The following is a 25,429-nucleotide window of genomic DNA, read 5'->3' as shown; positions in this document are numbered from 1 at the left end:
GGCTTTCCTGCCGTCCGGGTCAGCGTCTGCTGGCTATTTCCTGCCATTTTTCTCCGGGATACAGGTTTACGCAGATGAGCAAGACTTCTCTCGATAAGAGCAAGATCAAGTTCCTTCTTCTCGAAGGCGTCCACCAATCGGCTGTCGACGTCCTCAAGTCGGCGGGCTACACCAGCATCGAGTACCTCACAGGTTCTCTGCCGGAAGCCCAGCTGAAGGAAAAGATCGCTGATGCGCACTTCATCGGCATTCGCTCCCGCACTCAACTGACCGAAGAAATCTTCGATCACGCGAAGAAACTGGTCGCTGTCGGCTGTTTCTGCATCGGCACCAACCAGGTTGACCTTAATGCTGCCCGCGAACGCGGCATCGCAGTGTTCAACGCTCCGTACTCCAACACTCGCTCCGTCGCGGAACTGGTGCTGGCCGAAGCGATCCTGTTGCTGCGCGGCATCCCTGAGAAGAACGCTTCCTGCCACCGTGGCGGCTGGATCAAGAGCGCGGCCAACTCCTTCGAAATCCGTGGCAAGAAGCTCGGCATCGTCGGTTATGGCTCGATCGGTACTCAACTGTCGGTCCTGGCGGAAGGCCTGGGCATGCAGGTGTACTTCTACGACACCGTGACCAAGCTGCCATTGGGCAACGCAACTCAGGTCGGTAACCTGACCGAGCTGCTGGGCATGTCCGACATCGTCACCCTGCACGTTCCGGAAACCGCTGCGACCCAGTGGATGATCGGCGAGAAAGAAATCCGCGCGATCAAGAAGGGCGGCATTCTGATCAACGCGGCTCGCGGCACTGTAGTTGAACTGCAAGCGCTGGCGGACGCGATCAAGGACAAGCACCTGATCGGCGCGGCCATCGACGTATTCCCGGTGGAGCCTCGCTCCAACGACGAAGAGTTCGAAAGCCCGCTGCGTGGCCTGGACAACGTGATCCTGACCCCGCACATCGGCGGCTCCACCGCTGAAGCGCAAGCCAACATCGGTCTGGAAGTGGCAGAAAAACTGGTCAAGTACAGCGACAACGGTACGTCGGTGTCCTCGGTCAACTTCCCGGAAGTGGCCCTGCCGGCTCACCCTGGCAAGCACCGTCTGCTGCACATCCACGAGAACATTCCGGGTGTGATGAGCGAGATCAACAAGGTCTTCGCCGAAAACGGTATCAACATTTCCGGTCAGTTCCTGCAGACCAACGAGAAAGTCGGCTACGTCGTGATCGACGTCGACGCCGAGTACTCGGAAATGGCGCAAGAGAAGCTGCAGCACATCAACGGCACCATTCGTTGCCGCGTGTTGTTCTGATAGTGACTTGAGTGACAAAAAAAGGAGACCTTCGGGTCTCCTTTTTCATGAGCGCGACGAATGTTACTTAACGTTGACGGTGATTTTCTTCGACACGATCGGCGGATCGAACGGCATGTGGCCGCTATCGCCCAGTTCCAGCTGCAAGGTGTGTTTGCCCGGCGTCAGCTTTACTTCAGCCTGGGTCTGCGCCTTGCCGAAATGCAGGTGGTTGGCATCGTTGGGGATCGGCGCACCGGCGGCAGGCAGTTGATCGACATCGATCAGCAAGTGGTGATGGCCGGTGTTCTTGGTGACATCGCCCGCGGGCGCCAGCGCAATGTTCTCGACAGCGAACTTGACGACGACGGTTTGCGGAATGGTAGCTCCGTCCGCAGGAGAAACGATGGACACTTCTGCACCTTTGGGAGCCGGTGTAGCAGCCGTTGCCAGCATCGAAGCACCCATCAACAGGCCAGCCAATGCTGCTCGTGACATAAAGGTTTTCATTCTCTTCTCCAGTTTTTTCGTAAAATCCGTGCGGCCATGACAACTTCACGGCCATTCGTTGTCGAAGGCTCTCGACAACCATAGCAAAGCGAGCCTGAACAGAGCGTCGCGATAATGAATTCAAAGGAGTGACCATGCGTTTTTTGCCTGGCCTGATCTGCCTGCTACCCCTTCTGAGCCCTTTGGCTCATGCCGAACTGATTGACGATGTAAACGACCGAGGCGAATTGCGTATTGCCCTTGAGGCTAATACACCGCCCTTCAATTTCAAGGACGACGGCAAACTTACGGGCTTCGAAGTCGAATTGGGGCAACTGCTGGCTGACGAACTGGACGTACGGGCCGACTTCGTCGTTACCGATTCCGGCGATCTGTTGCAAGGTGTTGAAACCGGCAAGTACGACGTCGCCATCAACCACATAGCAGTGACCCCGGACCTCAAGGATCGTTTCGACTTCAGCGAACCTTACATTCACACTGATGCGCAATTGATCGCGCAGAAGGAAGAGCAACCGCGCTCGATGCTGCTGGTACAGTCGCTGACGGAAGAGAAGCCGAAGGCTGGCCCGGCAGTGAGCCTGGCGATTCCGTTTCAGAAAGGTAACCCGGCGTTTCATGCCAGCCTGGAAAACGCGCTGCAGCGGATCAAGGCGGATGGGCGATTGGAGGCGTTGTCGCAGAAGTGGTTGGGGGCGGATACGAGTGTGGCGCCCAATCCCTAGATTCGTCAGCCGCTAGAACCTCCCCTCACCCTAACCCTCTCCCCAGGGGGGCGAGGGGACTGACCGAGGTGTCTAACGCTATCCATCGACCTGAAAAATCGAGTCGATTATGGATTCAGTAAAAATCGTTCAGGTCGCAAAATTTCTTCAGACCCTCACGATCAGTCCCCTCGCCCCCTGGGGAGAGAGTTAGGGTGAGGGGATGGATTCCGGATCAGCCCAAAACACCCAAAGCTACCGCCGCCTTAACCAACTCCAGCTCACTGAAGACCTGAACGCCATGGCGCTTGAGCAACGCCGCAGTCACTCCCTCGCCACTCACCTTCACCCCACTGAACGTCCCGTCATAGGTCAACAGATTCCCGCAAGACGGGCTGTTGGCCTTGAGTACGGCAATGCGGATGCCGTGCTTTTGCACCAGGTCCAACGCCTGATAAGCCCCCGAGAGAAACTCGGCGCTGACGTCCTCGCCCTCGGTGGTGATCACTGAGGCATGGCCATCAAGCACTTCACCACCCTGCCCGCCCGGAATCTCGGCCGCTGCCCTTGGCGTCGGCAACCCGCCGGCTACCTCTGGACACAACGGCACCACCCGACCTTCATCAAGCCACTGCTGAAGCTGATCGAACGGCCCACTCGCCCCGCCGTCGTAACGTACGCGGTGCCCCAGCAGACAGCGGCTTACCAGAATTTTTTGCATGATCAGAACGGCTCGTTGCCACGCCGCTGGAACCAGCCGGTCAACGACAGGCGATCCCGGGTCGCGGGCAGGACTTCGTGGGGCACTTCACCCGACAGGAACACCACCAGGCACCCACCTATGGGCACCACATCATGTTCGACGCTTTCATCCAGGTACATGCGTAACTGGCCGCCGTGCTCGGGCAGCCAGGCGTCATTGAGATAGACCACCGCCGACACCATGCGCCGGTCGTCGTCGCGGAAACGGTCGACATGCTTGAGGTAGAACGCGCCGGGCGGGTACAGCGCGAAATGGCTTTCGAAATCTTCCAGGCCCAGAAACAAACCGCGATTCATTGCCTCGCGCAGGCTGTCCATCAAATCCAGATAGCTGTCGCAAGCCAACGCCTGGCCGGGCTCGATCCACTGGATATGGTCGCCACGAATGCTTTCGCGAATCTCGGATGTCGACCCGCGCCCCACGGCGGCCGGGGCTAATTCGCCCTCGGCAGCACGTTTACGGCACTCAGCCGCCAGTTCCTGGGTCAGACCCAGAGGAAGGAAAACATGCTGCTGCGACCAGCCGTGCTCAGCCAGGTCGTCGACGATACGTAACAGCAGCGGGTGATCAGAGGGTATTGGCATGCCGCGCATAGTATTCCTGTGCCTGAAAATCCGACAGAGCCGCGCAGCGGGTTGATACGAATTCTCGACAAGGACGAATGCCACACGGAGAATAGTCGCCTGCTGACAGGAGTCCCTATGCGCCGTTTGCTTTTTTCACTGTTGATGTTCTGTGTATTGCCCGCTTGGGCAGACGGCCACGACCAGTTGTACAAGGTCGCCGGTTGGCCAGAACAACGCGCGCATTTCAACGACGCTCTCTCGGCCGCTCAGCAGCGGTACCAGAACAGTCTGCCGCCGGCAGTGTTCCAGGCGCTGGTGAATAACAGCAATCAGCGCTTTGCCCCCCAGGCCGTCGACCAGCGCGCCGAAGCGCAATTGCGCAAGACCCTCGCCGATCCGAAACCTGCGCTGACATTCTTTCAGTCACCCTTGGGCAAGAAAATCGTGGCCGCCGAATTGCTCGCGACCCGTCGCGATCAGCTGGCAAAAAACGCCAAGGGTTTGCCCAAGATCCAGGCCAGCGACAGCCGCATGCTGATCATCGGCCATCTGGCCCAGGCCCTGCCCGCTCGCGAGGCTGGCGCGGAAGTCAGCCTGGCGATTGCCGGCGTCGCGGCCGACAGCCTCAGTTCGATGATCCCCGGCCTGCTCGGCGGTGGTCAGGCTCAAGGCATGTTGAATGGTCAGCGTCAGCGCTTGATGGACCAGATCGGCAACGACCTGAACAACACGCTGTTGTATGTCTATCGCGACCTGTCAGATGAAGAACTGGAAGAGTTCGCGACCTTCGCCGAATCCACCGAGGGCAAGGCTTATTACCAGGCAGCATTGGCGGCGATTCGCGCCGGGTTGGCGGTGGGGCAGGATACGCCGAGCCTCACCCAGTAATCTTCGGTGCCTGATAGATCGCTATCGCGAGCAAGCTCGCTCCCACAGTAGATCTGTGGCGTACACAAAACCCCTGTGGGAGCGAGCCTGCTCGCGATGAGGCCCTGACTCCCGCTAAAGATTCCGACCCTTGATCCGCTTGGTCAAAAACCCGAAATACTCCCTCCGCAACGCCAGCGTCTCATTCGCCAGATGATGCCGCGCCTCAGGCAACATCAACACCTGCGGCCGATCGAACTTGCTCCGCAACACTTCAAGGTTATGCTCCCAATCCACGGTCATGTCTGCCTGCCCCTGCACAATCAGCGGTCGCCGCATGCTGTACGGTGCGGCTTCGATGCGCTTGATCCAGCGCGCCAGCGCACCGACCCAGGCGGTCGGCAAACGGAGCGGCTGCAACGGATCCGCTTGCAGGAAGGGCAGAAAATCCGGGTCGTTGGAGTTCTCGCTGAAGCGCCGGGCGATGGCTTTGACGAAAGGCTTGAGCAGGTAATAGCTGAGTTGCGACCAGCCCCAGCCCCGCGGCCTTACCAACGGCGACAGCAGAATGACCTGGCCCTGGGCCGGACTGCTGGCGCCCTCATTGAGTACATGATCGATCACAATCGCGCCGCCGGTGCTTTGCCCGCACAGGTGCCACGGCTGCGGCAGATCGAGGGATTGTGCTTCGGCGAACAATCCTTGCAGCGTGTCCTGATACTCGGCGAAATCCTTGATGCTGGCCCGTTCGCCGCTGGACAGTCCGTGCCCGGGCAGGTCGCAGGCAATCACCGCAAAATTCTGATCCAGCGCCCATTCGATCACATGCCGGTAAAGCCCGGTGTGATCGTAAAAACCGTGGAACAAAAACAGCGTCGCCTTCGCCTGCTCGGGCCTCCAGACCTGGCTGACCACTTCATAACCATCGACCGCGAAACGTCCAAGGCCACTGCGCACGTTGCGCCTCGCAAAATCCAACCCGTAGAAATGCTGGTAAGCCAGCGCTTCCTCCGACAGCGGCTGCCAGTCGGCCAGCGGCCGCAGGCTGGCACGCAGGTGATCGGGATCGAAAGTGGCAGACATGAGCAATTCCAGAACGCGAAACGGACTTTATGGGCCTGCGATATTCATCTGTTGGGGCAAGCATGGCAAGCTAGCGCACCTTCGAGGACTGAAATCCATGCGCTCGCCCTACCGCGCCACACTGCTTGCCAGCCTGCTCGCCCTCGTGTGTGCCGGCATGCTGTGGGCTGCCTACGACTGGTTTCAGGGCCGCTATCTGCGAGCGTTCAGCGAGCACACCGCGGTGTTCTCCGGTGACCCGCTGCGCTTGCCCGACAACCTCGCTGGCCCCGGCGCCATCCGCCTCGTGCACTTCTGGGACCCGGCCTGCCCGTGCAATGTCGGTAACCAACAACACCTGAGCGAACTGGTTGAGCGCTATGTACCGCAAGGCGTGGAGTTTTATGCGGTACAAAAGCCTGGCAGCCACGGTCAGTTGCCGAGCACCTTAAGCGGCCTGAAAAGCATCGCCGTCCTGCCAGGCTCCGAACAGATCCCCGCGAGCCCGGCCGTGGCGATCTGGGATCGCAGCGGCAAACTGGCGTATTTCGGCCCGTACAGCGAAGGCCTGACCTGCAATTCCAGCAACAGTTTTATTGAACCGATTCTGCAAGCGTTGAACGAAGGCCGCGCAGTGAATGCCACGCACACACTGGCCGTGGGTTGTTACTGCCCGTGGCCCGTCGACACAGCGAAGTAAGGCTGACAGGAGACGCGAATCCCTCCTAAGTGCGATGGCCATATCGGCAAGCCGTGTTAAACAGTGGCGCCAGGGAGCTGCTGCCACTCATAACAACAAGGAATCACCATGAAACGTAGCCTGACCGTACTCGCCCTGCTGATTGTTGCGCTCGCCGCAGGGGCAGGTTGGTACGTCTACAGCAAGCAGCCGTCACGCCAGGGCATGGTGGAACTGCAACACTTGCAGGGTTCGGTCATCGTGCGTTACGACGAGCGCGGCATCCCGCACATCCGCGCTGAAAACGAAACCGACCTGTACCGCGCCCTCGGGTACGTGCACGCCCAGGACCGGCTGTTTCAGATGGAAGTCCTGCGCCGCCTCGCCCGCGGCGAGCTGGCCGAGGTACTGGGCCCGAAACTGCTCGACACCGACAAGCTGATGCGCAGCCTGCGCATTCGCGAACGCGCCGACACCTACCTGGCGAACATGGACAAACAGTCGCCGGCCTTTATCGCCATGCAAGCCTATCTGGATGGCATCAACCAGTATCAGGACAGCCATTCAAAACCTGCGGAGTTTGATGTGCTAGGCATTCCCAAACGCCCATTCACCGCCCAGGACACCATCAGCATCGCCGGTTACATGGCCTACAGTTTTGCCGCAGCGTTTCGCACCGAACCGTTGCTGACCTACGTGCGCGATCAGTTGGGCGCCAACTACCTGAACGTCTTCGATCTCGACTGGCAGCCCAAGGGCGTGCTGGCGAAAAACCGCAGCGCTGCCATACCACCCCTCGCCAGTACCGACTGGAAAGAGCTCAACGCCCTCGCCCGCCTCAGCGAGCAGGCACTGGCCGACAACGGCTTGCCGCAGTTCGAGGGCAGCAACGCCTGGGCTGTCTCCGGCAGTCGGACCAAAAGCGGCAAACCGCTGTTGGCCGGCGACCCGCATATCCGTTTTTCCGCGCCGTCGGTGTGGTATGAAGCGCAGCTCTCGGCGCCGGGTTTTGAGCTCTACGGCCACTATCAGGCATTGATGCCGTTCGCCTCTCTCGGGATGAACCGCGACTTCGGCTGGAGCATCACCATGTTCCAGAACGACGACCTGGACCTGATCGCCGAGAAGGTCAATCCAGACAACCCCAATCAGGTCTGGTATCGCGGCAAGTGGGTGGACATGGTAACCAGCGAACAGCAAATCGCGGTCAAGGGCCAGGCACCGGTGACACTGGTGCTGCGCCAGTCGCCCCACGGTCCGATCGTCAACGATGCGCTGGGCAGCAGCGTCGGCAAAACGCCGATCGCCATGTGGTGGGGTTTTCTCGAAAGCCAGAATCCGATCCTTGAGGGCTTCTACCAGCTCAACCGCGCCGACACCCTGGCCAAGGCGCGCAGTGCCTGCGCAAAGATCCAGGCGCCGGGCCTGAACATCGTCTGGGCCAACGCCAAGGGCGACATCGGCTGGTGGGCAGCGGCGCAGCTGCCAAAACGTCCGGCGGGTGTGCGTCCGGGGTTCATCCTTGATGGCAGCACCGCCGACGCGGACAAGGACGGCTTCTACCCGTTCAGCGCCAACCCGCAGGAAGAGAACCCGGCGCGGGGCTACATCGTCTCGGCAAACTTCCAGCCGGTGTCGCCGACCGGCATGGAGATTCCCGGTTACTACAACCTGGCCGATCGAGGTCAGCAGCTCAATCGCCAGCTCAGCGACAAAACCATCAAGTGGGACCTGGACGCCAGCCAGAAGCTGCAACTGGGCACCACCACCGCTTACGGCCCGCGCTTGCTGGCGCCGTTGTTGCCCGTACTGCGTGAAGTGGTGAGCGATCCCGCCGAACTCAAACTGGTTGAGCAACTGGCCCAATGGAAAGGCGACTACCCGCTCGATTCCACCAGCGCCACGCTGTTCAACCAGTTCCTGTTCAACCTGGCTGACGCGACGATGCACGATGAGCTGGGCAATGATTTCTTCGAGACTTTGCTGTCGACCCGGGTGATTGATTCCGCACTGCCTCGCCTGGCCGCGACTGCCGATTCACCGTGGTGGGACAACCGCAACACCCTCGGCAAGGAAACCCGTGCCGATACGGTCAAGGCGGCGTGGCAGGCGAGCATTGCACATCTCAAAACCACCCTCGGCGGCGATTTCGCGCAATGGCAGTGGGGCAAGGCGCACACGCTGACCCATGGCCATCCGCTGGGGCAGCAAAAGCCGCTGGATCGGATCTTCAATGTCGGCCCGTTCGCAGCCCCCGGCACTCACGAAGTACCGAACAACCTCTCGGCCAAAATCGGCCCGGCGCCGTGGCCAGTCACTTATGGTCCCTCGACCCGCCGCCTGATCGACTTCGCCGACCCGACCCACAGCCTGACCGTCAACCCGGTTGGCCAGAGTGGCGTACCGTTCGACAGCCACTATGACGATCAGGCTGAAGCGTATGTCGAAGGAATCTACTACCAGGCGCATCTCAACGACGAAGAAGTCACGGCCAACACCCGCAGCACGTTGAAGCTGTTGCCGGCGCGGGCTACGCAGTAGTTGATCGTTCCCACGCTCTGCGTGGGAATGCAGCCCGGGACGCTCCGCGTCCCTGCCGAAGCGGACGCAGAGCGTCCATTGAGGCATTCCCACGCAGAGCGTGGGAACGATCGATCAGCGTTTAAACCATCGCCGCAAAGTTCAGCCTGAACTGCTGCGGCGTCACGCCCAGCCTGCGGTTGAACACACTGCGCATGTGCTGGGCATCGCGAAAGCCGCACTGATAAGCCACGGTCTTCAGCGGCGATGGGGTGCTTTCAAGCAGCACCCGCGCCGCATCCACCCTGGCCCGTTCGACGAATTCCGCCGGGGTGGTTTTCGCCTCTTTGGCAAACACCCGTGAAAAGTTGCGGGCACTCATGTTGGCGGCGTTGGCCAGGTCGGCAATCGTCAGGTCCCCCGTCAGGTTGGCCAACACGTAGAGCTGCACCAACGCCACGGCAGAAGTGGGTTCGGCGTGTGGCGTGAGGAAAGGGCTGAACTGTGACTGCCCGCCCGAGCGTTGAGTGAACACCACCAGACGTTTTGCCACACTCAGCGCTACCTCCGGCCCGTGATCCCTGGCCAGCAAGTACAGCGACAGATCAATCCCGGCCGTGACACCCGCCGAGGTGTAGAGCTCGCCATCCTCCACGTAAAGGCGATCCGCCTCGACCTGAGTCGACGGGCACAACTGCGCCAGCGCCGCCGCGTCGCCCCAGTGGGTGGTCACCGTTCGCCCTTCCAGCAACCCGGCCCGGGCAAGCATGAACGCGCCGTTGCAGATCGAGCCAAAGCGTCGCGCCCGGGCGCAGGCACCACGCAGCCAGGTATCGAATGCCGCACCGAAATCCATGAACGGCAACTGCGGCCCACCGGCCACCAGCAGCAAGTCGTAGGCCTCCAGCGCTTCGCTGAAATGCCGATGGGCATTGAGTGACAAACCGTTGGAACACGCCATCACCCCGCGCTCGACGCCGATCACCTCCAGTCGATAGTGATCTGGCGGTTCGAGGAAACGATTGGCTTCGCAGAACACATCCATGGGACCGGTGACGTCCAGGGACTGAACGCCGGCGAAGACCACGATGGCAACGGTTTTACTCATGGCAAAATTCGCCTTCCAGGTATTGAAATGAAAGTCGGCGTGCATCCCGGATTATCTGTTTCAACCCTAGCCAATCCGTGCGCAACAAGCGAGGTTGGCGCGATATGCATGCTCATTGGCCGGGATCGCAGCCATGGATCGATTGTCCTGTTTCGGGTGCGCGAACAGACTAAACCCTTCAGCGCCGCCACGGCGTTCCCCACGAGGAAAGCACCATGAGCAGCACCATCGCCGGTATCAAAATCCCCGACAGCGCGTTGGCCAAGGCCACCACGGAATATATTCGCGACGTCGAATCAGACCTGCTGTATCACCACTCGCGCCGGGTGTTTCTGTTCGGTGCCTTGAGCGGCGAACGCAAGCAACTGGCCTACAACCCCGAACTGTTGTACGTCGGCGCGATGTTCCATGACTTGGGTCTGGTGGAAGGTCATCGCACTGACGACGAGCGCTTCGAAGTCGATAGCGCCAACGCTGCCAAAGCGTTCCTCAAGCCTTACGGTTTGTCCGACGATGATATCGAACAGGTCTGGTTGTCGATTGCCCTGCACACCACACCGGGCGTGCCGCAACACCTGCGGCCTAATGTGGCGCTGGTCACCGCTGGCGTTGAAATGGATGTGTTGGGCATCGATTACGCCGCGTTCCCCAGCGCACAACGCGAAGAAGTGGTGCATGCCCACCCGCGTGGCGAAGGGTTCAAGGAGTGCATCCTGTGTGCGTTTGCCAATGGCTTCAAACACAAACCGGACACCACTTTTGGCACCGTGAACGCGGATGTGCTGGTGGATAGCGAGCCAGGCTTCAAACCGATGAACTTCGTCGAGATCATCCGCAAGTCCCCTTGGGTGTCGTAAAACAACTGTGGGAGCGAGCCTGCTCGCGAAGGGGCCATGTCAGTCAACACAGATGTCGACTGATAGACCGTTTTCGCGAGCAGGCTCGCTCCCACATTGGAACGGGGTTGGCCACGGATTTGTGGTCAACCCGACATCAGGCTCAAGCCGCTTCCGGCGCCTGGGCGCGACGCACGTCTGGTTGTTTCCAGGAGTCGGCAGCGCCTTCTTCGATCGCCTGCTGAATCGCACGTTTGCGACTTTCTTCGGCACGACGGCTGAAGAACCAGACCAGGAACGTCATGATCGATACCGCCAACAGAATCAGACTGGCCACGGCGTTGATCTCGGGCTTCACCCCCAGACGCACCGCCGAGAACACTTCCATCGGCAGGGTCGTGGAACCAGGACCGGACACGAAACTCGCCAACACCAGGTCATCCAGGGACAAGGCGAACGACATCATGCCGCCGGCCCCCAACGATGGCGCGATCATTGGGATGGTGATCAGGAAGAACACCTTCCACGGCCGCGCACCCAGGTCCATGGCCGCTTCTTCGATGGACAGGTCCAGCTCACGCAAGCGCGCCGAGACCACCACCGCCACATACGCCGCACAGAACGTGGTGTGAGCGATCCAGATGGTGATGATGCCGCGTTCCTGCGGCCAACCGATCATCTGCGCCATCGCCACGAACAGCAGCAACAGCGACAGACCGGTGATCACTTCAGGCATCACCAGCGGCGCGGTAACCAGGCCACCGAACAGCGTACGCCCCTTGAAGTGGGTGATACGGGTCAGCACGAATGCCGCCAACGTACCCAGTGCCACCGCCGCCACCGCCGTGTAGCAGGCGATTTCCAGCGAGCGCACCACCGAGCCCATCAATTGAGTGTTGTCCATCAAACCGACGTACCACTTGATCGACCAGCCACCCCACACCGTCACCAGTTTCGAGGCGTTGAACGAGTAGATCACCAGGATCAGCATCGGCGCGTAGATGAACAGCAAACCCGCAACCAGCATGAAACTTGAGAAACGGAAGCGCTTCATTCTTTACCCTCCATTTCTTTGGCCTGACTGCGGTTGAACAGAATAATCGGCACAATCAGGATCGCCAGCATCACCACCGCCAGGGCAGACGCCACCGGCCAGTCACGGTTGTTGAAGAACTCTTGCCAGAGCACTTTACCGATCATCAGGGTTTCCGGACCGCCGAGCAGTTCCGGGATCACGAACTCGCCCACCACCGGGATGAACACCAGCATGCAGCCCGCGACGATGCCGTTCTTGGACAGCGGGATGGTGATCTTCCAGAAGCTGTTGAACGTGCTAGAACCCAGGTCGGACGCGGCTTCCAGCAGGCTGTTGTCGTGCTTCACCAGGTTGGCGTAGAGCGGCAGGATCATGAACGGCAGGTATGAATAAACAACGCCGATGTACACCGCGAGGTTGGTGTTGAGGATCTGCAGCGGTTCGTCGATCCAGCCCATGGTCATCAGGAAACCATTGAGCAGACCGTTGTTGCTGAGGATGCCCATCCACGCGTAAACGCGGATCAGGATCGCGGTCCAGGTCGGCATCATGATCAGCAGCACCAGCACCGTTTGCATCTCTTTGCGGGCACTGGCGATGGCGTAGGCCATCGGGTAGCCGATCAGCAAACAGAGGACGGTGCTGATCAGCGCCATCTTCAACGAGCCGAGGTAAGCGGCGATGTACAACTCGTCGCCGGCCAGCATCGCGTAGTTGCTCAGGTTAAGCAGCAACTGCACTTTTTGGTCGAGGTAGCTGTAGATCTCGGTGTACGGCGGAATGGCCACGTCGGCTTCGGCGAAGCTGATCTTCAGGACGATGAAGAACGGCAACATGAAGAACAGGAACAGCCAAATGAACGGAACCCCGATGACCAGCTGGCGGCCACCGGGAATTATTCGACTGAGGCGGCGTTTGAATTTGCGCATGTTCATGAGCGAAGTACCACGCCGCTGTCGTCTTCCCAATACACGTAAACCTGGTCACCCCAGGTTGGGCGCTGACCACGGCGCTCGGCGTTGGCGACGAAAGACTGGACGATCTTGCCGCTCGGCAGTTCGACGTAGAACACCGAGTGACCACCGAGGTAGGCGATGTCGTGCACCTTGCCGCTGGACCAGTTGTATTCGCAGGTCGGCATGGTCGGCGTCACCAGCAGTTTTTCCGGACGGATCGCGTAGGTCACGGATTTGTCCTGCACCGACGTGCTGATGCCGTGGCCCACGTAAATCTGGCGGTCCAGGTCCTTGCAGGTGATGGTTGCGTGGCCTTCGGCGTCGTCGATCACTTCACCGTCGAAGATGTTGACGTTGCCGATGAACTCGCAGACCAGACGGCTGGTCGGGGTTTCGTAGATGTCGATCGGGCTGCCGATCTGGGCGATCCAGCCCAGGTGCATGATCGCAATGCGCTCGGCCATGGTCATGGCTTCTTCCTGGTCGTGGGTCACCATGACGCAGGTTACGCCGACCCGCTCGATGATCTCGACAAGCTCAAGCTGCATTTGCGAACGCAGCTTCTTGTCCAGAGCACCCATCGGTTCGTCGAGCAGCAACAGTTTCGGCCGCTTGGCCAGGGAACGCGCCAGGGCCACACGCTGACGCTGGCCACCGGACAACTGATGCGGCTTGCGCTTGGCGTACTGCGTCATCTGAACCAGCTTGAGCATGTCCGCGACACGGGCATCGACTTCAGCGGCAGGGATTTTGTCCTGCTTGAGGCCGAAGGCGATGTTCTGTGCCACGGTCATGTGCGGGAACAGGGCGTAGGACTGGAACATCATGTTGATCGGCCGCTCGTACGGCGGCATGTCAGTGATGTCTACGCCATCGAGGTAAATGCGCCCCTCCGTGGGCCGTTCGAAGCCTGCGAGCATACGCAGCAATGTGGATTTGCCCGATCCCGAACCGCCGAGCAGGGCGAAAATCTCGCCTTTCTTGATTTCCAGGGACACATCGTCCACGGCAATCGTCTCGTCGAACTTCTTCGTGACCCGGTCGATTTTGACCAACACCTGTTTAGGTGACTGGTCGCCCTCGAGGGCTTTCTTATAGGCGCCGGAGGCAACTGCCATTTACGAAACTCCCAACAAAATTTGCAGTCCGCCCGAGGCGAGCGAACCTTGGATAGTTTGAGCTTTGTTGCTATTTACCCGACTTGACCTTGGTCCAGCTGCGGGTCATCAAACGTTGAATGTTTGGTGGTAACTCAATAGACACGTAAGTCTTGTCGAGGACGGCTTGCGGTGGATAAACCGATTCGTCCGTGCGGATGGATTGCTCCATCAATTTGTCCGAGCCAGGGTTGGGGTTCGCGTAGCCAACCGAATCGCTGACCTGTGCAATCACTTCAGGCTTGAGCAAATAGTTGATGAAGGCGTGGGCTTCCTTGACGTTGGCCGCATCCTTGGGGATCGCCAGCATGTCGAACCAGAGCGCACCGCCCTCTTTCGGAATCGAGTAAGCGATGTTCATGCCTTTGCCGGCTTCAGCCGCGCGGGCCTTGGCCTGGAACATGTCGCCGGAAAAGCCGATCGCCACGCAGATATCGCCGTTGGCCAGGTCCGCGATGTATTTGGACGAGTGGAAATAGGTCACGTAAGGCCGCACCGCCAGCAACTTGGCTTCGGCCTTTTTGTAGTCTTCGGGGTTGGTGCTGTTGGCGTTCAGGCCCATGTAGTTGAGGACCGTGGGCATCATTTCATCGGCGGAGTCGAGGAACGCCACGCCGCAGCTGTGCAGTTTCTTGATGTTTTCCGGCTCGAACACCACATCCCAGGAATCGATCTTGTCGAGGCCCAGTACAGCCTTCACTTTGTCGACGTTGTAACCGATGCCGTTGGTGCCCCACAGATACGGCACGGCGTACTGGTTACCCGGATCGTTTTGCTCCAGGCGCTTGAGCAGCACCGGGTCAAGGTTGGAATAGTTGGTCAGTTGTTTCTTGTCGAGCTTCTGGAAAGCACCGGCCTTGATCTGCTTGCCGAGGAAGTGGTTGGACGGCACGACCACGTCGTAACCGGTACGCCCGGCCAGCAACTTGCCTTCCAGGGTTTCGTTAGAGTCGAAGACGTCATACACCGGTTTGATGCCGGTTTCTTTCTGGAAGTCTGCCAGGGTCGTCGAACCGATGTAGTCCGACCAGTTATAAATATGCACAGTGCCAGCGGCCTGGACACTAACGGCAAGCGTCAGTCCCGCGCCGACCAGCAGTGCATTGCGCAACAAAGAAAAAACAGGCACGTGGAGGTCCTCTAAAATTAGTTGGGCCCAAGTTGCCCCGCGTTACATGACAGCCATGGCGGCCTGACAACAAAACCGGCGCGCAACTTACCCTCGAAAAACCGTTCCAGCAAAACTTTCTGTCATTTAATTACACCTGTTGCCGTCACCGCGCAGGCGGCGGCAACAGGTGATTGCCTCAAACCGGCTTACTTACCGGATTTGATCTTGGTCCAGCTGCGAGTCAGGATCCGCTGGGTCGCGGCCGGCAAGTCGGCAATCGCGTACAGCTTGGCCAACACGTCGGCCGGCGGGTAGATGCCCGGGTCGCTGGTGATGTCTTTATCAACCAGTGCGGTGGCGGCGGCATTACCGTTCGGGAAACGCACGGCGTTGGTGATGGCGGCCATGACTTCCGGCTTCTGCAGGTAGGTCATGAACTTGTAGGCGCCTTCGACGTTTTCGGCATCTTTAGGGATGGCGACCATGTCGTAGAAGCTGCCTGCACCTTCTTTCGGAATGTTGTAGCTGACTTTCACCTTGTCACCGGCTTCAGCCGCGCGGGACTTGGCCTGGTAGATGTCGCCCGAATAACCCACGGCTACGCAGATGTTGCCATTGGCCAGGTCGGAGATGTACTTGGACGAGTGGAAGTAGGCGATCGAAGGACGGACTTTCAGCAGCAGGGCTTCGGCCTTGTCGATGTCTTCTTTCTTCTGGCTGTCGGTCGGCAGGCCCAGGTAGTGCAACGCCGCCGGAATCATCTCGGTTGGCGAATCCAGCAGGCTGATACCGCACGACTTCAGTTTGGCGGCGTTTTCAGGCTTGAAGATCAGGTCCCAGGAATTGGTCGGTGCATCGGCACCCAGTGCAGCCTTGACCTTCTCGGCGTTGAAGCCGATACCGATTGAACCCCACATGTAAGGGAAGGCGTGTTCGTTGCCCGGGTCGCTCACCGATACCGCTTTGAGCAGGTCAGGGTTCAGGTTTTTCCAGTTAGGCAGCTTGGACTTGTCCAGCTTCTGGTAAACGCCAGCCTTGATCTGCTTGGCCAGGAAGTTGTTCGACGGCACGACGATGTCGTAACCGGACTTGCCTGCCAGCAACTTGGCTTCGAGGGTTTCGTTGCTGTCGAAAACGTCATACACCACCTTGATCCCGGACTCTTTCTCGAAGTTCGCGATGGTGTCCGGTGCGATGTAATCGGACCAGTTGTACACGTGCAGAACCTTGTCATCGGCCTGAACTGCACCCGCCATCACGCCCATCAGGGACATGGCGAGAAGGGTCTTGCCAGCTATCTTCATACCTAATGCCTTCATCGGTAATGCTCCAATTTTTTCTTTTTAACCACGTGTTCAGCGGCCTTTCCTGGGCATCTGAAACAACCGGTAGTCTGGCAAGATCCAAGGCAGGCTTTCAAGGAAAGACCCATCCTTTGTTTGCTCTGAGCGAAATGCGAATTTCACACCCCGCTCAGAGCCTAGCACTTAGCCCTGCAATGCACTCAGGGTCAGGTCCAGACACTTGCGTGCCTTGGTCACCAACTCATCGATTTCAGCCGGTGTAATCACCAGTGGCGGAGCAATGATCATGGTGTCGCCGACGGCGCGCATGATCAGGCCGTTCTCGAAGCAGAACGTGCGGCAAATCATGCCTGCGCCCTTGCCTTCGTAACGCTTGCGAGTGGCTTTGTCCTGCACCAGCTCGATCGCCCCCAGCAGACCCACCCCACGCACTTCCCCCACCAACGGGTGATCGTTCAGTTCCCGTAAACGCTTTTGCAAATAGGGTGCCGTTTCTGCATGAACGCGCTCGATAATTTTTTCTTCGCGCAGGATGCGGATGTTTTCCAGTGCCACCGCAGCCGCCACCGGGTGCCCGGAATAGGTGAAACCGTGGTTGAAATCGCCGCCTTCATTGAGCACCGCAACCACTTCGTCACGCACGATCAAGCCACCCATAGGGATGTAGCCAGATGTCAGGCCTTTGGCGATGGTCATCATGTCGGGTTTGAGGTCGTAGAAATCGCTACCGAACCACTCACCGGTACGGCCGAATCCACAGATCACTTCGTCAGCCACGAACAAGATGTCGTACTTGGCGAGGATTTCCTTGATGCGCGGCCAGTAGGTGTCTGGCGGAATGATCACGCCGCCGGCACCCTGGATCGGCTCGGCAATAAAGGCACCGACGTTGTCCACGCCGACTTCCAGAATCTTCTCTTCCAGCTGATTGGCCGCCCAGACACCGAACTCTTCCGGTGTCATCTCGCCGCCTTCAGCAAACCAGTACGGCTGCGCGATGTGGACGATGCCCGGGATCGGCAAGTCGCCTTGTTCGTGCATATACGTCATGCCACCCAGGCTCGCGCCGGCCACGGTGGAACCGTGATAGCCGTTCTTGCGGCTGATGATGACTTTCTTCTTCGGCTGGCCCTTGATCGCCCAGTAGTGACGAACCATACGCAGCATGGTGTCGTTGCCTTCAGAGCCCGAACCGGTGAAGAACACGTGGTTCATGCCTTGTGGCGCGATATCGGAGATGGCCTTGGCCAGTTCCAGCACCGGCGGGTGAGCCGTCTGGAAGAACAGGTTGTAGTAAGGCAGTTCGCGCATTTGTTTACTGGCGGCATCGGCCAGTTCATCGCGACCGTAGCCGATCGCCACGCACCACAGGCCGGCCATGCCGTCGAGGATCTTGTTGCCTTCGCTGTCCCAGAGGTAAACGCCCTTGGCGTTGGTGATGATCCGCGGGCCTTTCTCTTTCAGCTGCTTGAAATCGCTGAACGGGGCCAGGTGGTGATCGTTGCTCAGGGTTTGCCATTCACGGGTTTGCGGGTTGTTGCTGGTCATGCGAATTCTCCTAAGATTTTCAGTGAGAGCGCCGCCAACATCAGCGGCGCCCGGCGCATCAGACGGCGAAGAGCAGGAATTCCCGCTCCCACGAACTGATCACGCGCTTGAAGTTTTCATGCTCGGCCCGCTTGACCGCGACGTAGCCAGTGATGAATTTTTTGCCCAGGTACTTCTCGATAGTCGCGCTGTGTTCCATGCGTTCCAGCGCGTCTTCGATGGTCAGTGGCAGGCGCAGGTTGCGGCGTTCATAGCCACGCCCCACCACCGGCGCACTCGGGTTCAAGCCTTCGACCATGCCGATGTAACCGCAAAGCAGGCTCGCGGCGATCGCCAGGTACGGGTTGGCGTCGGCGCCCGGCAGGCGGTTTTCCACCCGACGGTTTTGCGGCCCGGCATCCGGAACCCGCAGGCCCACGGTGCGGTTCTCTTCGCCCCACTCCACGTTCACCGGCGCCGAGGTGTCCGGCAGGAAGCGGCGGAACGAGTTGACGTTCGGCGCGAACAGCGGCAACAGCTCGGGGATCAGTTTCTGCAAACCACCGATGTGGTTCAGGAACAGCTGGCTCATGCTCCCGTCTTCATTGGAGAAGACGTTCTTGCCGGTTTCGATGTCGATGATGCTCTGGTGCAAGTGCATCGCGCTGCCCGGCTCGCCAGTCATGGGCTTGGCCATGAAGGTGGCGGCCACGTTGTGCTTGAGCGCGGCTTCGCGCATGGTGCGCTTGAACACCAGGATCTGGTCGGCCAGGGACAGGGCATCGCCGTGACGGAAGTTGATTTCCATCTGCGCCGTGCCGTCCTCGTGGATCAGCGTGTCGAGGTCAAGCTCCTGCAATTCGCACCAGTCATAGACGTCTTCGAACAGCGGATCGAATTCGTTTGCCGCTTCGATCGAGAAGGACTGGCGACCGGTTTCCGGGCGACCGGAACGGCCAATCGGCGGTTGCAGCGGGAAGTCCGGGTCTTCGCAGCGCTTGGTCAGGTAGAACTCCATTTCTGGCGCCACGATCGGCTGCCAGCCCTTGTCGGAATAGAGTTTCAGCACCTTTTTGAGCACGTTGCGCGGCGACAGTTCGATCGGGTTGCCTTGCTTGTCGTAAGTGTCGTGGATCACCTGAGCGGTGGGCTCGATGGCCCAGGGCACAAGGAATACCGCGTTCTGGTCGGGGCGGCAGATCATGTCGATGTCGGCCGGGTCGAGCAGTTCGTAATAGATGTCGTCTTCGACATAGTCGCCGGTCACGGTCTGCAACAGAACGCTCTCGGGCAGGCGCATGCCTTTTTCGGCAATGAACTTGTTGGTCGGCGATATCTTGCCCCGGGTGATCCCGGTCAAGTCGGCGATCATGCATTCGACTTCTGTGATCTTGTGGTCTTTCAACCAATCGGTGAGCTGGTCGAGGTTGTTACTCATAAATGCCTCTTAGGCTGAGTTTCCTGACTCTTATAAGTCAGGCGTTGTTTGACGCATCGGCGTCGCGTTGTAATGCGTACTTGCGGCAGGCATCGCCAAATGCCTGGAAGATCGCAAGGTAATCCGGGTTTGAGCTTACCTGCCATTCGGGATGCCATTGCACTCCCAAAGCAAAACCCTTGCCCTGCGGGACCGAGACGGCCTCGATCAACCCGTCAGGAGCCAAGGCCTCGACGCAAAGGCCTGGCGCCAGACGTTCAACGCCCTGGCCATGAATCGAATTGACCTGTATCTCGCTCGCCAGGCCCAGACCTGCGAGCACACCACCCGGTTGAATGTGCACCGGGTGACTTGGTGCATACTGTCCTTCAAGCGGTAGGCTATCGTCTTCACGGTGATCCATGAATGGACCGGCTTCGTGGACTTTTTGATGCAGGCTGCCGCCGAACGCCACATTCATTTCCTGGAAGCCGCGGCAAATACCGAGCACGGGAATACCGGCGGCGACTGCGGCGCGGATCAACGGGAGGGTGGTGGCATCACGTGCAGAATCATGAGCAGTGCCCGGCGCGCTGGCTGGGCCGCTATAGTGAAACGGTTCTATATTGGAAGGAGAGCCTGTAAAGAGGATGCCATCCAGACCGTCCAGAATATCGGACGGTGCCAGCAAATCAGCCAGGGACGGAAGAATCACCGGCAGGCCCTTGGACGCTGAGGCCACGGCGCGGACGTACTTGTCGCCACTGATGTGATAAGCATGCAGACCGATCTGCTTAGAGCAGGCGGTGACGCCGATTAACGGCAGGCGAGACATGAAGCACCCCGGTATTATTGGTGTTATGGGTTTGAATCGAGCTTAGCCTTGTTCATTTTTTTACACAACACCCCCGTAAAAAATACAACACGGCCCGCTTCAGCCCGCAGGCGCTAAAGCGATCAAAGGCATAAAAACGCCCCAAAGTGCCTCAAAAAAGGCCAATGGGTGCTTTTTTAGGGCAAAAAAGGCCTCGCTTGACTTCGGCATGCCGTTCGGGTTGACTGGAATCCGAAGAGATCAATGATTGATATTTTTAACAACAAAGGTGTTGCATCATGTCGGTACCCCCGCGTGCCGTTCAGCTTAACGAAGCGAACGCGTTCCTTAAGGAACATCCTGAGGTTCTGTACGTTGACCTTCTGATTGCGGATATGAATGGTGTGGTGCGCGGCAAGCGCATTGAACGCACCAGCCTCCACAAGGTTTACGAGAAAGGCATCAACCTGCCGGCCTCTCTATTTGCTCTGGATATCAATGGCTCGACGGTGGAAAGCACCGGCCTGGGCCTGGACATCGGCGATGCTGACCGAATCTGCTATCCAATCCCTGACACCCTCTGCAACGAGCCTTGGCAGAAGCGCCCTACTGCGCAACTGTTAATGACCATGCACGAACTTGAAGGTGAACCTTTCTTCGCGGATCCCCGTGAAGTGCTGCGTCAAGTTGTTGCCAAGTTCGACGAGATGGGTTTGACCATCTGCGCCGCGTTCGAACTGGAGTTCTACCTGATCGACCAGGAGAACGTGAACGGTCGCCCGCAACCGCCTCGCTCGCCAATCTCTGGCAAGCGCCCGCATTCGACACAGGTTTACCTGATCGACGACCTCGACGAATACGTCGACTGCCTCCAGGACATTCTGGAAGGTGCGAAAGAGCAAGGCATCCCTGCCGACGCGATCGTCAAGGAAAGTGCCCCGGCGCAGTTCGAAGTGAACCTGCACCACGTGGCCGACCCGATCAAGGCCTGCGACTACGCGGTCCTGCTCAAGCGTCTGATCAAAAACATCGCCTACGACCATGAAATGGACACCACGTTCATGGCCAAGCCTTACCCGGGCCAGGCGGGCAACGGTCTGCATGTCCATATCTCGATTCTTGATAAAGATGGCAAAAACATTTTTGCCAGTGAGGATCCCGAGCAGAACGCCGCACTGCGTCACGCGATCGGCGGTGTGCTCGAGACCCTACCGGCGCAGATGGCTTTCCTCTGCCCGAACGTCAACTCCTATCGTCGTTTCGGCGCACAGTTCTACGTGCCAAATGCACCGTGCTGGGGTCTGGACAACCGTACTGTTGCGGTGCGTGTGCCGACGGGTTCCGCCGACGCGGTCCGTCTGGAACACCGCGTTGCCGGTGCCGATGCCAACCCGTACCTGCTGATGGCTTCGGTCCTGGCAGGCGTGCACCACGGCCTGACCAACAAGATCGAGCCGGGCGCACCCGTGGAAGGCAACTCCTACGAGCAGAACGAACAAAGTCTGCCGAACAACCTGCGTGATGCGTTGCGCGAGCTGGACGACAGCGAAGTCATGGCCAAGTACATCGACCCGAAATACATCGATATCTTCGTCGCGTGTAAAGAGAGCGAGCTGGAGGAGTTCGAACACTCCATCTCCGACCTCGAGTACAACTGGTACCTGCATACCGTGTAAGTGGTTGCAGTAAAAACAACGCCGCAGGCTTCACAGCTTGCGGCGTTTTTTATGGCCGCCTGCGGCGGTTCGCGAGCAGGCTCGCTCCCACAGTTGATCTCCAGCGAACATACATTTTGTGTTCACAGGAAATCCCTGTGGGAGCGAGCCTGCTCGCGAAGGCGGTCGGGAAGACAACATAGATGCCTGCTCGTACAATGCCCGCTGCCCCGCAGGAGACTTCGATGACCCGACTCGCCACCCCACGCAAACCCCGCGCCCGCAGCCAGGCCCGGATCGATTCGATACTCGATGCCGCCCGCACGCTGCTGGCTGCCGAGGGCGTGGCCAGCCTGTCGATTTACAGCGTCGCCGAACGCGCGGAAATCCCGCCCTCCTCCGTCTACCACTTCTTTGCCAGCGTCCCGGCGCTGCTCGAAGCCCTGACGGCCGACGTCCATGCTGCGTTCCGTGCCTGCCTGCAAGCCCCCATCGACCATGACGCCCTCAACGGCTGGCGCGATCTATCGCGACTGGTGGAACAACGCATGCTCGCGATCTACAGCGAAGACGCCGCCGCCCGCCAGCTCATTCTTGCCCAGCACGGTTTGACCGAGGTCACCCAGGCCGACCGTCAGCACGACATCGAACTCGGCGACCTGATGCACAAACTCTTCGACCACCACTTCGAGCTGCCGAGACTGCCGACGGACGTCGATGTGTTTGCCCTGGCCATGGAGCTTGGCGACCGCGTCTATGCGCGCTCGGTGCAACAACACGGACAGATCACCCCACGCATGGCTGAGGAAGGGATGCGGGTATTCGATGCCTATCTGGGTCTGTATTTACCGCCCTACCTGTCCAAGCGCGACGCATAACGCAACGAGGTGTTCATGTCACACGTTCCAGACCACTACCTTGGCGTGTGGCAACGACGCCTGATCAACTTCCAGTCGGGGCGCGTCGACAGCGAAACAGCCGTGTACTGGCTGCAGACCCCGCGCTTGTTTGCCGACCTGCGCATCCCGCCTGCCCCGCTTCCGGCCTTGCCGCTGGAGCAACAGAATTACGCTGACTGGCTGACCCTGAGCGAGCAAAAAGGCTTCGCCGGCGTAACCGAGGTCAATGGCGACATTTGCCAGTGGCATCGCAAACTCGACTACCAGCCCGTCAGCGCCGAAGAAGACATCGGGCGCATGCATTTCGAAACCAGTGAACGCCTGATCGAAACCGCCTTGGACGACAGCTACTACGAGATCTGGGAGCGGTTGCCGGACTCTCGCGGCACCTGTCGCGGTCAGTGGTTGCAGGCGGTCGATGATCCGGCGCGATTTGCCTGCCTGGTGCTGGCCGGTGACTACTTTCTGTTCGCCGCCAGCCGCGCGGTCGCGCTGAACCCCGGCGGCCATTTGCGTGAACACATCGACGGAGCAAGCGCACAGCAACGGCTCGCCTGCGAACTGTCCTTCGGTCGCCACCACGGCGGGCACACGCCGTGGCACATCGACTATTCCACACTGCCCATGCTGACCGGCCAGCCACTGTTGCCGGCAGACATCGATCCAAACGCCAGTGAGCTACTCAGCGACCCACGGCTGCTGTCTTCACTCGGCACCTACGCGCCTGCCGACGGTTGGCGTTGCGTGCCCGAGCCCTGAACACCCGCGCATAAAAAACCCCGAAGGGTTCACACCCTTCGGGGTTGTGCACAATGCACGCGCTTACAACTTGGCGATCGACACCTCGGTGGATTTCACAAACGCGATCACTTCGCTGCCGACCACCAGTTCCAGCTCTTTCACCGAGCGAGTGGTGATCACCGAGGTGACGATGCCGGAAGCGGTCTGTACGTCGATTTCGGACAGTACGTCGCCGAGTACGATTTCCTTGATGGCGCCTTTGAACTGGTTGCGAACGTTGATGGCTTTGATCGTCATGATGTTGATTCCTGTCGTTGGATAAGGCTTGAGTTATTGAGCCCAACGCAATTGCGTAGGCAATGGTGAAACAGGTTCCGGTGCCGGCGGTTCGCCGGGCAACGCCAGCACGCGATTGAGGACTTCGGTTTCCAGCGCCGCCAGCCGATGGGAGCCGCGAACCCGAGGGTGCGGCAGCTCAACGTGCAGGTCGAGGCCGACTTCGCCCTCTTCGATCAGGATCACCCGATCGGCAATCGCCACCGCTTCACTGACGTCGTGGGTGACCAGCAACACGGTGAAACCGTGCTTTTGCCAGAGCCGTTCGATCAGCTGCTGCATTTCAATTCGGGTCAGTGCGTCCAGCGCGCCCAGCGGTTCGTCCAGCAACAGCAAACGCGGTTGATGGATCAGCGCGCGGGCCAGGGCCACACGTTGCTTCTGGCCGCCGGACAAGGCCGCCGGCCACTCATTGGCGCGATCGGCCAGACCGACCGACTCCAACGCTTCCAGCGCTTGCGGACGCCAGTTGCCCTTGAGCCCGAGGCCGACGTTGTCGATGACCTTTTTCCAGGGCAGCAAACGCGCTTCCTGGAACATCAATCGGGTGTCTTCCCGCGCCTCACTCAGCGGTGCAGAGCCTGCGAGCAATTCACCGCCCGTGGGTTTGTCGAGACCGGCGAGCAAGCGCAGCAAGGTACTTTTACCGCAACCGCTTCGACCGACCACGGCGACAAACTGACCGGCCGGGATGTGCAGATCGATCTCGCGCAGCACCTGCCGCGAGCCAAAGGTTTTTTGCAGTTTGCGCACCGCCAGCGGAATCCCGCGCAGCAGGCGTGGAGGTTGTTGAGCCGTCATGCCGCACCTCCTTTAACAACCTGATAGGCCGGGTGCCAGCGCAACCACACGCGTTCAAGTCCACGGGCCGCGAGGTCGGCGAGTTTGCCAAGCACGGCGTACAAAAGAATCGCCAGTACCACCACGTCGGTCTGCAGGAACTCCCGGGCATTCATTGCCAGATAGCCGATGCCGGCGCTGGCGGAAATGGTTTCCGCGACGATTAACGTCAGCCACATGAAGCCCAGCGCGAACCGCACACCGACCAGAATCGAAGGCAGCGCCCCCGGCAGAATCACCTGACGGAACAGGCTGAAACCGGACAAGCCATAACTGCGGGACATTTCCACCAGCGCCGGATCGACGTTGCGGATGCCGTGATAGGTGTTGAGGTAGATCGGGAACAACGTGCCCAACGCCACCAGGAAAATCTTCGCCGACTCATCGATGCCGAACCACAGGATCACCAGTGGAATCAGCGCCAGGTGCGGCACGTTGCGGATCATCTGCACCGAACTGTCGAGCAGGCGCTCGCCCCATTTCGACAGGCCGGTGATGAAGCCCAGGGTCAGACCGATACTGCCGCCGATGGCGAAGCCCAGCGCCGCGCGCCAGCCACTGATCGCCAGGTGCGTCCAGATTTCACCGCTGCGCACCAGGCTGACGCCGGCTTCGATGACCGCGATCGGCGCCGGCAGAATCCGTGTCGACAACCAGCCCGCCGACACCGACAACTGCCACACCGCCAGCAGCAACACCGGCAACGCCCAGGGCGCAAGGTTATGGATAAGTTTCTTCATG

The 25,429-nt window shown here is 59.5% G+C and carries 25 protein-coding genes; 9 read left to right on the top strand and 16 right to left on the bottom strand.

The genetic code is table 11. The features are described 5' to 3' along the window. Positions 1-74 precede the first annotated feature (74 nt). The gene (gene serA / locus JFU47_RS18850; protein ID WP_129440240.1) at positions 75-1,304 is read left to right on the top strand and encodes a phosphoglycerate dehydrogenase; all 1,230 of its coding nucleotides are present in this window, start codon (positions 75-77) and stop codon (positions 1,302-1,304) included. A 63-nt stretch (positions 1,305-1,367) separates the two neighbouring features. Here the strand turns inward: serA and JFU47_RS18845 are convergent, their stop codons facing one another. Continuing rightward, on the bottom strand, positions 1,368-1,793 hold the full coding sequence (locus JFU47_RS18845) for a DUF4399 domain-containing protein (RefSeq protein ID WP_201184843.1): 426 nt from the start codon (positions 1,791-1,793) through the stop codon (positions 1,368-1,370). 134 nt (positions 1,794-1,927) lie between these two features. Here JFU47_RS18845 and JFU47_RS18840 point away from each other — a divergent pair, with 134 nt between their 5' ends. Further along, positions 1,928-2,515 (top strand): transporter substrate-binding domain-containing protein, encoded by a 588-nt coding sequence (locus tag JFU47_RS18840; protein WP_201184841.1) that lies wholly within the window; start codon positions 1,928-1,930, stop codon positions 2,513-2,515. 214 nt (positions 2,516-2,729) lie between these two features. Here JFU47_RS18840 and JFU47_RS18835 read toward each other — a convergent pair whose 3' ends face one another. Both JFU47_RS18835 and JFU47_RS18830 read right to left on the bottom strand, forming a co-directional pair. Beyond that, entirely contained in the window at positions 2,730-3,215 is a 486-nt protein-coding gene (locus tag JFU47_RS18835) for a DUF523 domain-containing protein (RefSeq protein WP_140675207.1), read from the bottom strand. Positions 3,216-3,217: 2 nt separating this feature from the next. Then, positions 3,218-3,850, bottom strand: a complete 633-nt coding sequence (locus tag JFU47_RS18830) for a 2OG-Fe(II) oxygenase (RefSeq protein ID WP_201184839.1) — start codon at positions 3,848-3,850, stop codon at positions 3,218-3,220. A gap of 108 nt (positions 3,851-3,958) precedes the next feature. On the opposite strand from JFU47_RS18830, the gene JFU47_RS18825 reads away from it, so the two are divergent. Beyond that, on the top strand, positions 3,959-4,711 hold the full coding sequence (locus JFU47_RS18825; protein WP_201184836.1) for a DUF2059 domain-containing protein: 753 nt from the start codon (positions 3,959-3,961) through the stop codon (positions 4,709-4,711). A 114-nt stretch (positions 4,712-4,825) separates the two neighbouring features. Here JFU47_RS18825 and JFU47_RS18820 read toward each other — a convergent pair whose 3' ends face one another. Beyond that, positions 4,826-5,773, bottom strand: coding sequence for an alpha/beta hydrolase (locus JFU47_RS18820; RefSeq protein WP_201184834.1), 948 nt, complete (start codon positions 5,771-5,773; stop codon positions 4,826-4,828). Positions 5,774-5,870: 97 nt separating this feature from the next. Here JFU47_RS18820 and JFU47_RS18815 point away from each other — a divergent pair, with 97 nt between their 5' ends. After that, on the top strand, positions 5,871-6,452 hold the full coding sequence (locus tag JFU47_RS18815; protein ID WP_201184832.1) for a DUF6436 domain-containing protein: 582 nt from the start codon (positions 5,871-5,873) through the stop codon (positions 6,450-6,452). Between the two features lie 108 nt (positions 6,453-6,560). Further along, complete coding sequence (locus JFU47_RS18810; RefSeq protein ID WP_201184830.1) at positions 6,561-8,972, top strand: penicillin acylase family protein; 2,412 nt, start codon at positions 6,561-6,563, stop codon at positions 8,970-8,972. Positions 8,973-9,093: 121 nt separating this feature from the next. On the opposite strand, the gene JFU47_RS18805 is transcribed toward JFU47_RS18810, so the two are convergent. Continuing rightward, on the bottom strand, positions 9,094-10,059 hold the full coding sequence (locus tag JFU47_RS18805; RefSeq protein WP_201184828.1) for a GlxA family transcriptional regulator: 966 nt from the start codon (positions 10,057-10,059) through the stop codon (positions 9,094-9,096). A 215-nt stretch (positions 10,060-10,274) separates the two neighbouring features. Here JFU47_RS18805 and JFU47_RS18800 point away from each other — a divergent pair, with 215 nt between their 5' ends. Then, a complete protein-coding gene (locus tag JFU47_RS18800; RefSeq protein ID WP_140675225.1) occupies positions 10,275-10,916 on the top strand; it encodes an HD domain-containing protein in 642 nt (213 codons plus the stop codon). Positions 10,917-11,058: 142 nt separating this feature from the next. On the opposite strand, the gene JFU47_RS18795 is transcribed toward JFU47_RS18800, so the two are convergent. The 8 genes from JFU47_RS18795 to JFU47_RS18760 all read right to left on the bottom strand — a co-directional run bounded on the left by JFU47_RS18795 (position 11,059) and on the right by JFU47_RS18760 (position 20,238). After that, positions 11,059-11,949, bottom strand: a complete 891-nt coding sequence (locus JFU47_RS18795) for an ABC transporter permease subunit (protein WP_201184827.1) — start codon at positions 11,947-11,949, stop codon at positions 11,059-11,061. Then, positions 11,946-12,866, bottom strand: a complete 921-nt coding sequence (locus JFU47_RS18790) for an ABC transporter permease subunit (protein ID WP_201184825.1) — start codon at positions 12,864-12,866, stop codon at positions 11,946-11,948. Before JFU47_RS18790 ends, JFU47_RS18795 begins: the two co-directional genes overlap by 4 nt. Continuing rightward, positions 12,863-14,005 (bottom strand): ABC transporter ATP-binding protein, encoded by a 1,143-nt coding sequence (locus tag JFU47_RS18785; protein WP_201184823.1) that lies wholly within the window; start codon positions 14,003-14,005, stop codon positions 12,863-12,865. The genes JFU47_RS18790 and JFU47_RS18785 overlap by 4 nt, the downstream gene beginning before the upstream one ends. A 70-nt stretch (positions 14,006-14,075) precedes the next feature. Then, positions 14,076-15,173 (bottom strand): extracellular solute-binding protein, encoded by a 1,098-nt coding sequence (locus JFU47_RS18780; protein ID WP_201184821.1) that lies wholly within the window; start codon positions 15,171-15,173, stop codon positions 14,076-14,078. Between the two features lie 188 nt (positions 15,174-15,361). Continuing rightward, positions 15,362-16,459: a polyamine ABC transporter substrate-binding protein gene (locus JFU47_RS18775; protein WP_123368559.1), complete on the bottom strand. Its 1,098-nt coding sequence runs from the start codon at positions 16,457-16,459 to the stop codon at positions 15,362-15,364. Between the two features lie 183 nt (positions 16,460-16,642). Then, positions 16,643-18,007, bottom strand: a complete 1,365-nt coding sequence (locus tag JFU47_RS18770; RefSeq protein WP_123368560.1) for an aspartate aminotransferase family protein — start codon at positions 18,005-18,007, stop codon at positions 16,643-16,645. Positions 18,008-18,065: 58 nt separating this feature from the next. After that, the gene (locus JFU47_RS18765) at positions 18,066-19,424 is read right to left on the bottom strand and encodes a glutamine synthetase family protein (RefSeq protein ID WP_008150453.1); all 1,359 of its coding nucleotides are present in this window, start codon (positions 19,422-19,424) and stop codon (positions 18,066-18,068) included. Positions 19,425-19,461: 37 nt separating this feature from the next. Then, positions 19,462-20,238, bottom strand: a complete 777-nt coding sequence (locus tag JFU47_RS18760; RefSeq protein ID WP_201184819.1) for a gamma-glutamyl-gamma-aminobutyrate hydrolase family protein — start codon at positions 20,236-20,238, stop codon at positions 19,462-19,464. Positions 20,239-20,516: 278 nt separating this feature from the next. Between JFU47_RS18760 and JFU47_RS18755 the strand changes: the two genes are divergently transcribed. The 3 genes from JFU47_RS18755 to JFU47_RS18745 all read left to right on the top strand — a co-directional run bounded on the left by JFU47_RS18755 (position 20,517) and on the right by JFU47_RS18745 (position 23,530). Further along, positions 20,517-21,893 (top strand): glutamine synthetase family protein, encoded by a 1,377-nt coding sequence (locus JFU47_RS18755; protein WP_008150449.1) that lies wholly within the window; start codon positions 20,517-20,519, stop codon positions 21,891-21,893. A gap of 224 nt (positions 21,894-22,117) precedes the next feature. Further along, on the top strand, positions 22,118-22,750 hold the full coding sequence (locus tag JFU47_RS18750; protein ID WP_140675244.1) for a TetR/AcrR family transcriptional regulator: 633 nt from the start codon (positions 22,118-22,120) through the stop codon (positions 22,748-22,750). 15 nt (positions 22,751-22,765) lie between these two features. Next, positions 22,766-23,530, top strand: a complete 765-nt coding sequence (locus JFU47_RS18745) for a hypothetical protein (protein ID WP_140675247.1) — start codon at positions 22,766-22,768, stop codon at positions 23,528-23,530. Between the two features lie 63 nt (positions 23,531-23,593). On the opposite strand, the gene JFU47_RS18740 is transcribed toward JFU47_RS18745, so the two are convergent. Genes JFU47_RS18740 through ssuC form a run of 3 tightly spaced genes read right to left on the bottom strand, consistent with a single transcriptional unit; the run spans position 23,594 to position 25,428 of the window. Beyond that, entirely contained in the window at positions 23,594-23,809 is a 216-nt protein-coding gene (locus tag JFU47_RS18740) for a TOBE domain-containing protein (protein ID WP_007942473.1), read from the bottom strand. Between the two features lie 33 nt (positions 23,810-23,842). Continuing rightward, positions 23,843-24,649: an aliphatic sulfonates ABC transporter ATP-binding protein gene (gene ssuB, locus JFU47_RS18735; protein ID WP_201184817.1), complete on the bottom strand. Its 807-nt coding sequence runs from the start codon at positions 24,647-24,649 to the stop codon at positions 23,843-23,845. Then, complete coding sequence (ssuC, locus tag JFU47_RS18730; RefSeq protein ID WP_201184815.1) at positions 24,646-25,428, bottom strand: aliphatic sulfonate ABC transporter permease SsuC; 783 nt, start codon at positions 25,426-25,428, stop codon at positions 24,646-24,648. Before ssuC ends, ssuB begins: the two co-directional genes overlap by 4 nt. Position 25,429 lies beyond the last annotated feature (1 nt).

Source organism: Pseudomonas sp. TH39(2020) (genome assembly GCF_016650715.1).
Lineage (GTDB): Bacteria > Pseudomonadota > Gammaproteobacteria > Pseudomonadales > Pseudomonadaceae > Aquipseudomonas > Aquipseudomonas mandelii_C.
The sequence above is the reverse complement of the archived record's forward strand: the minus strand, read 5'-3'. Positions and strand labels throughout refer to the sequence as shown.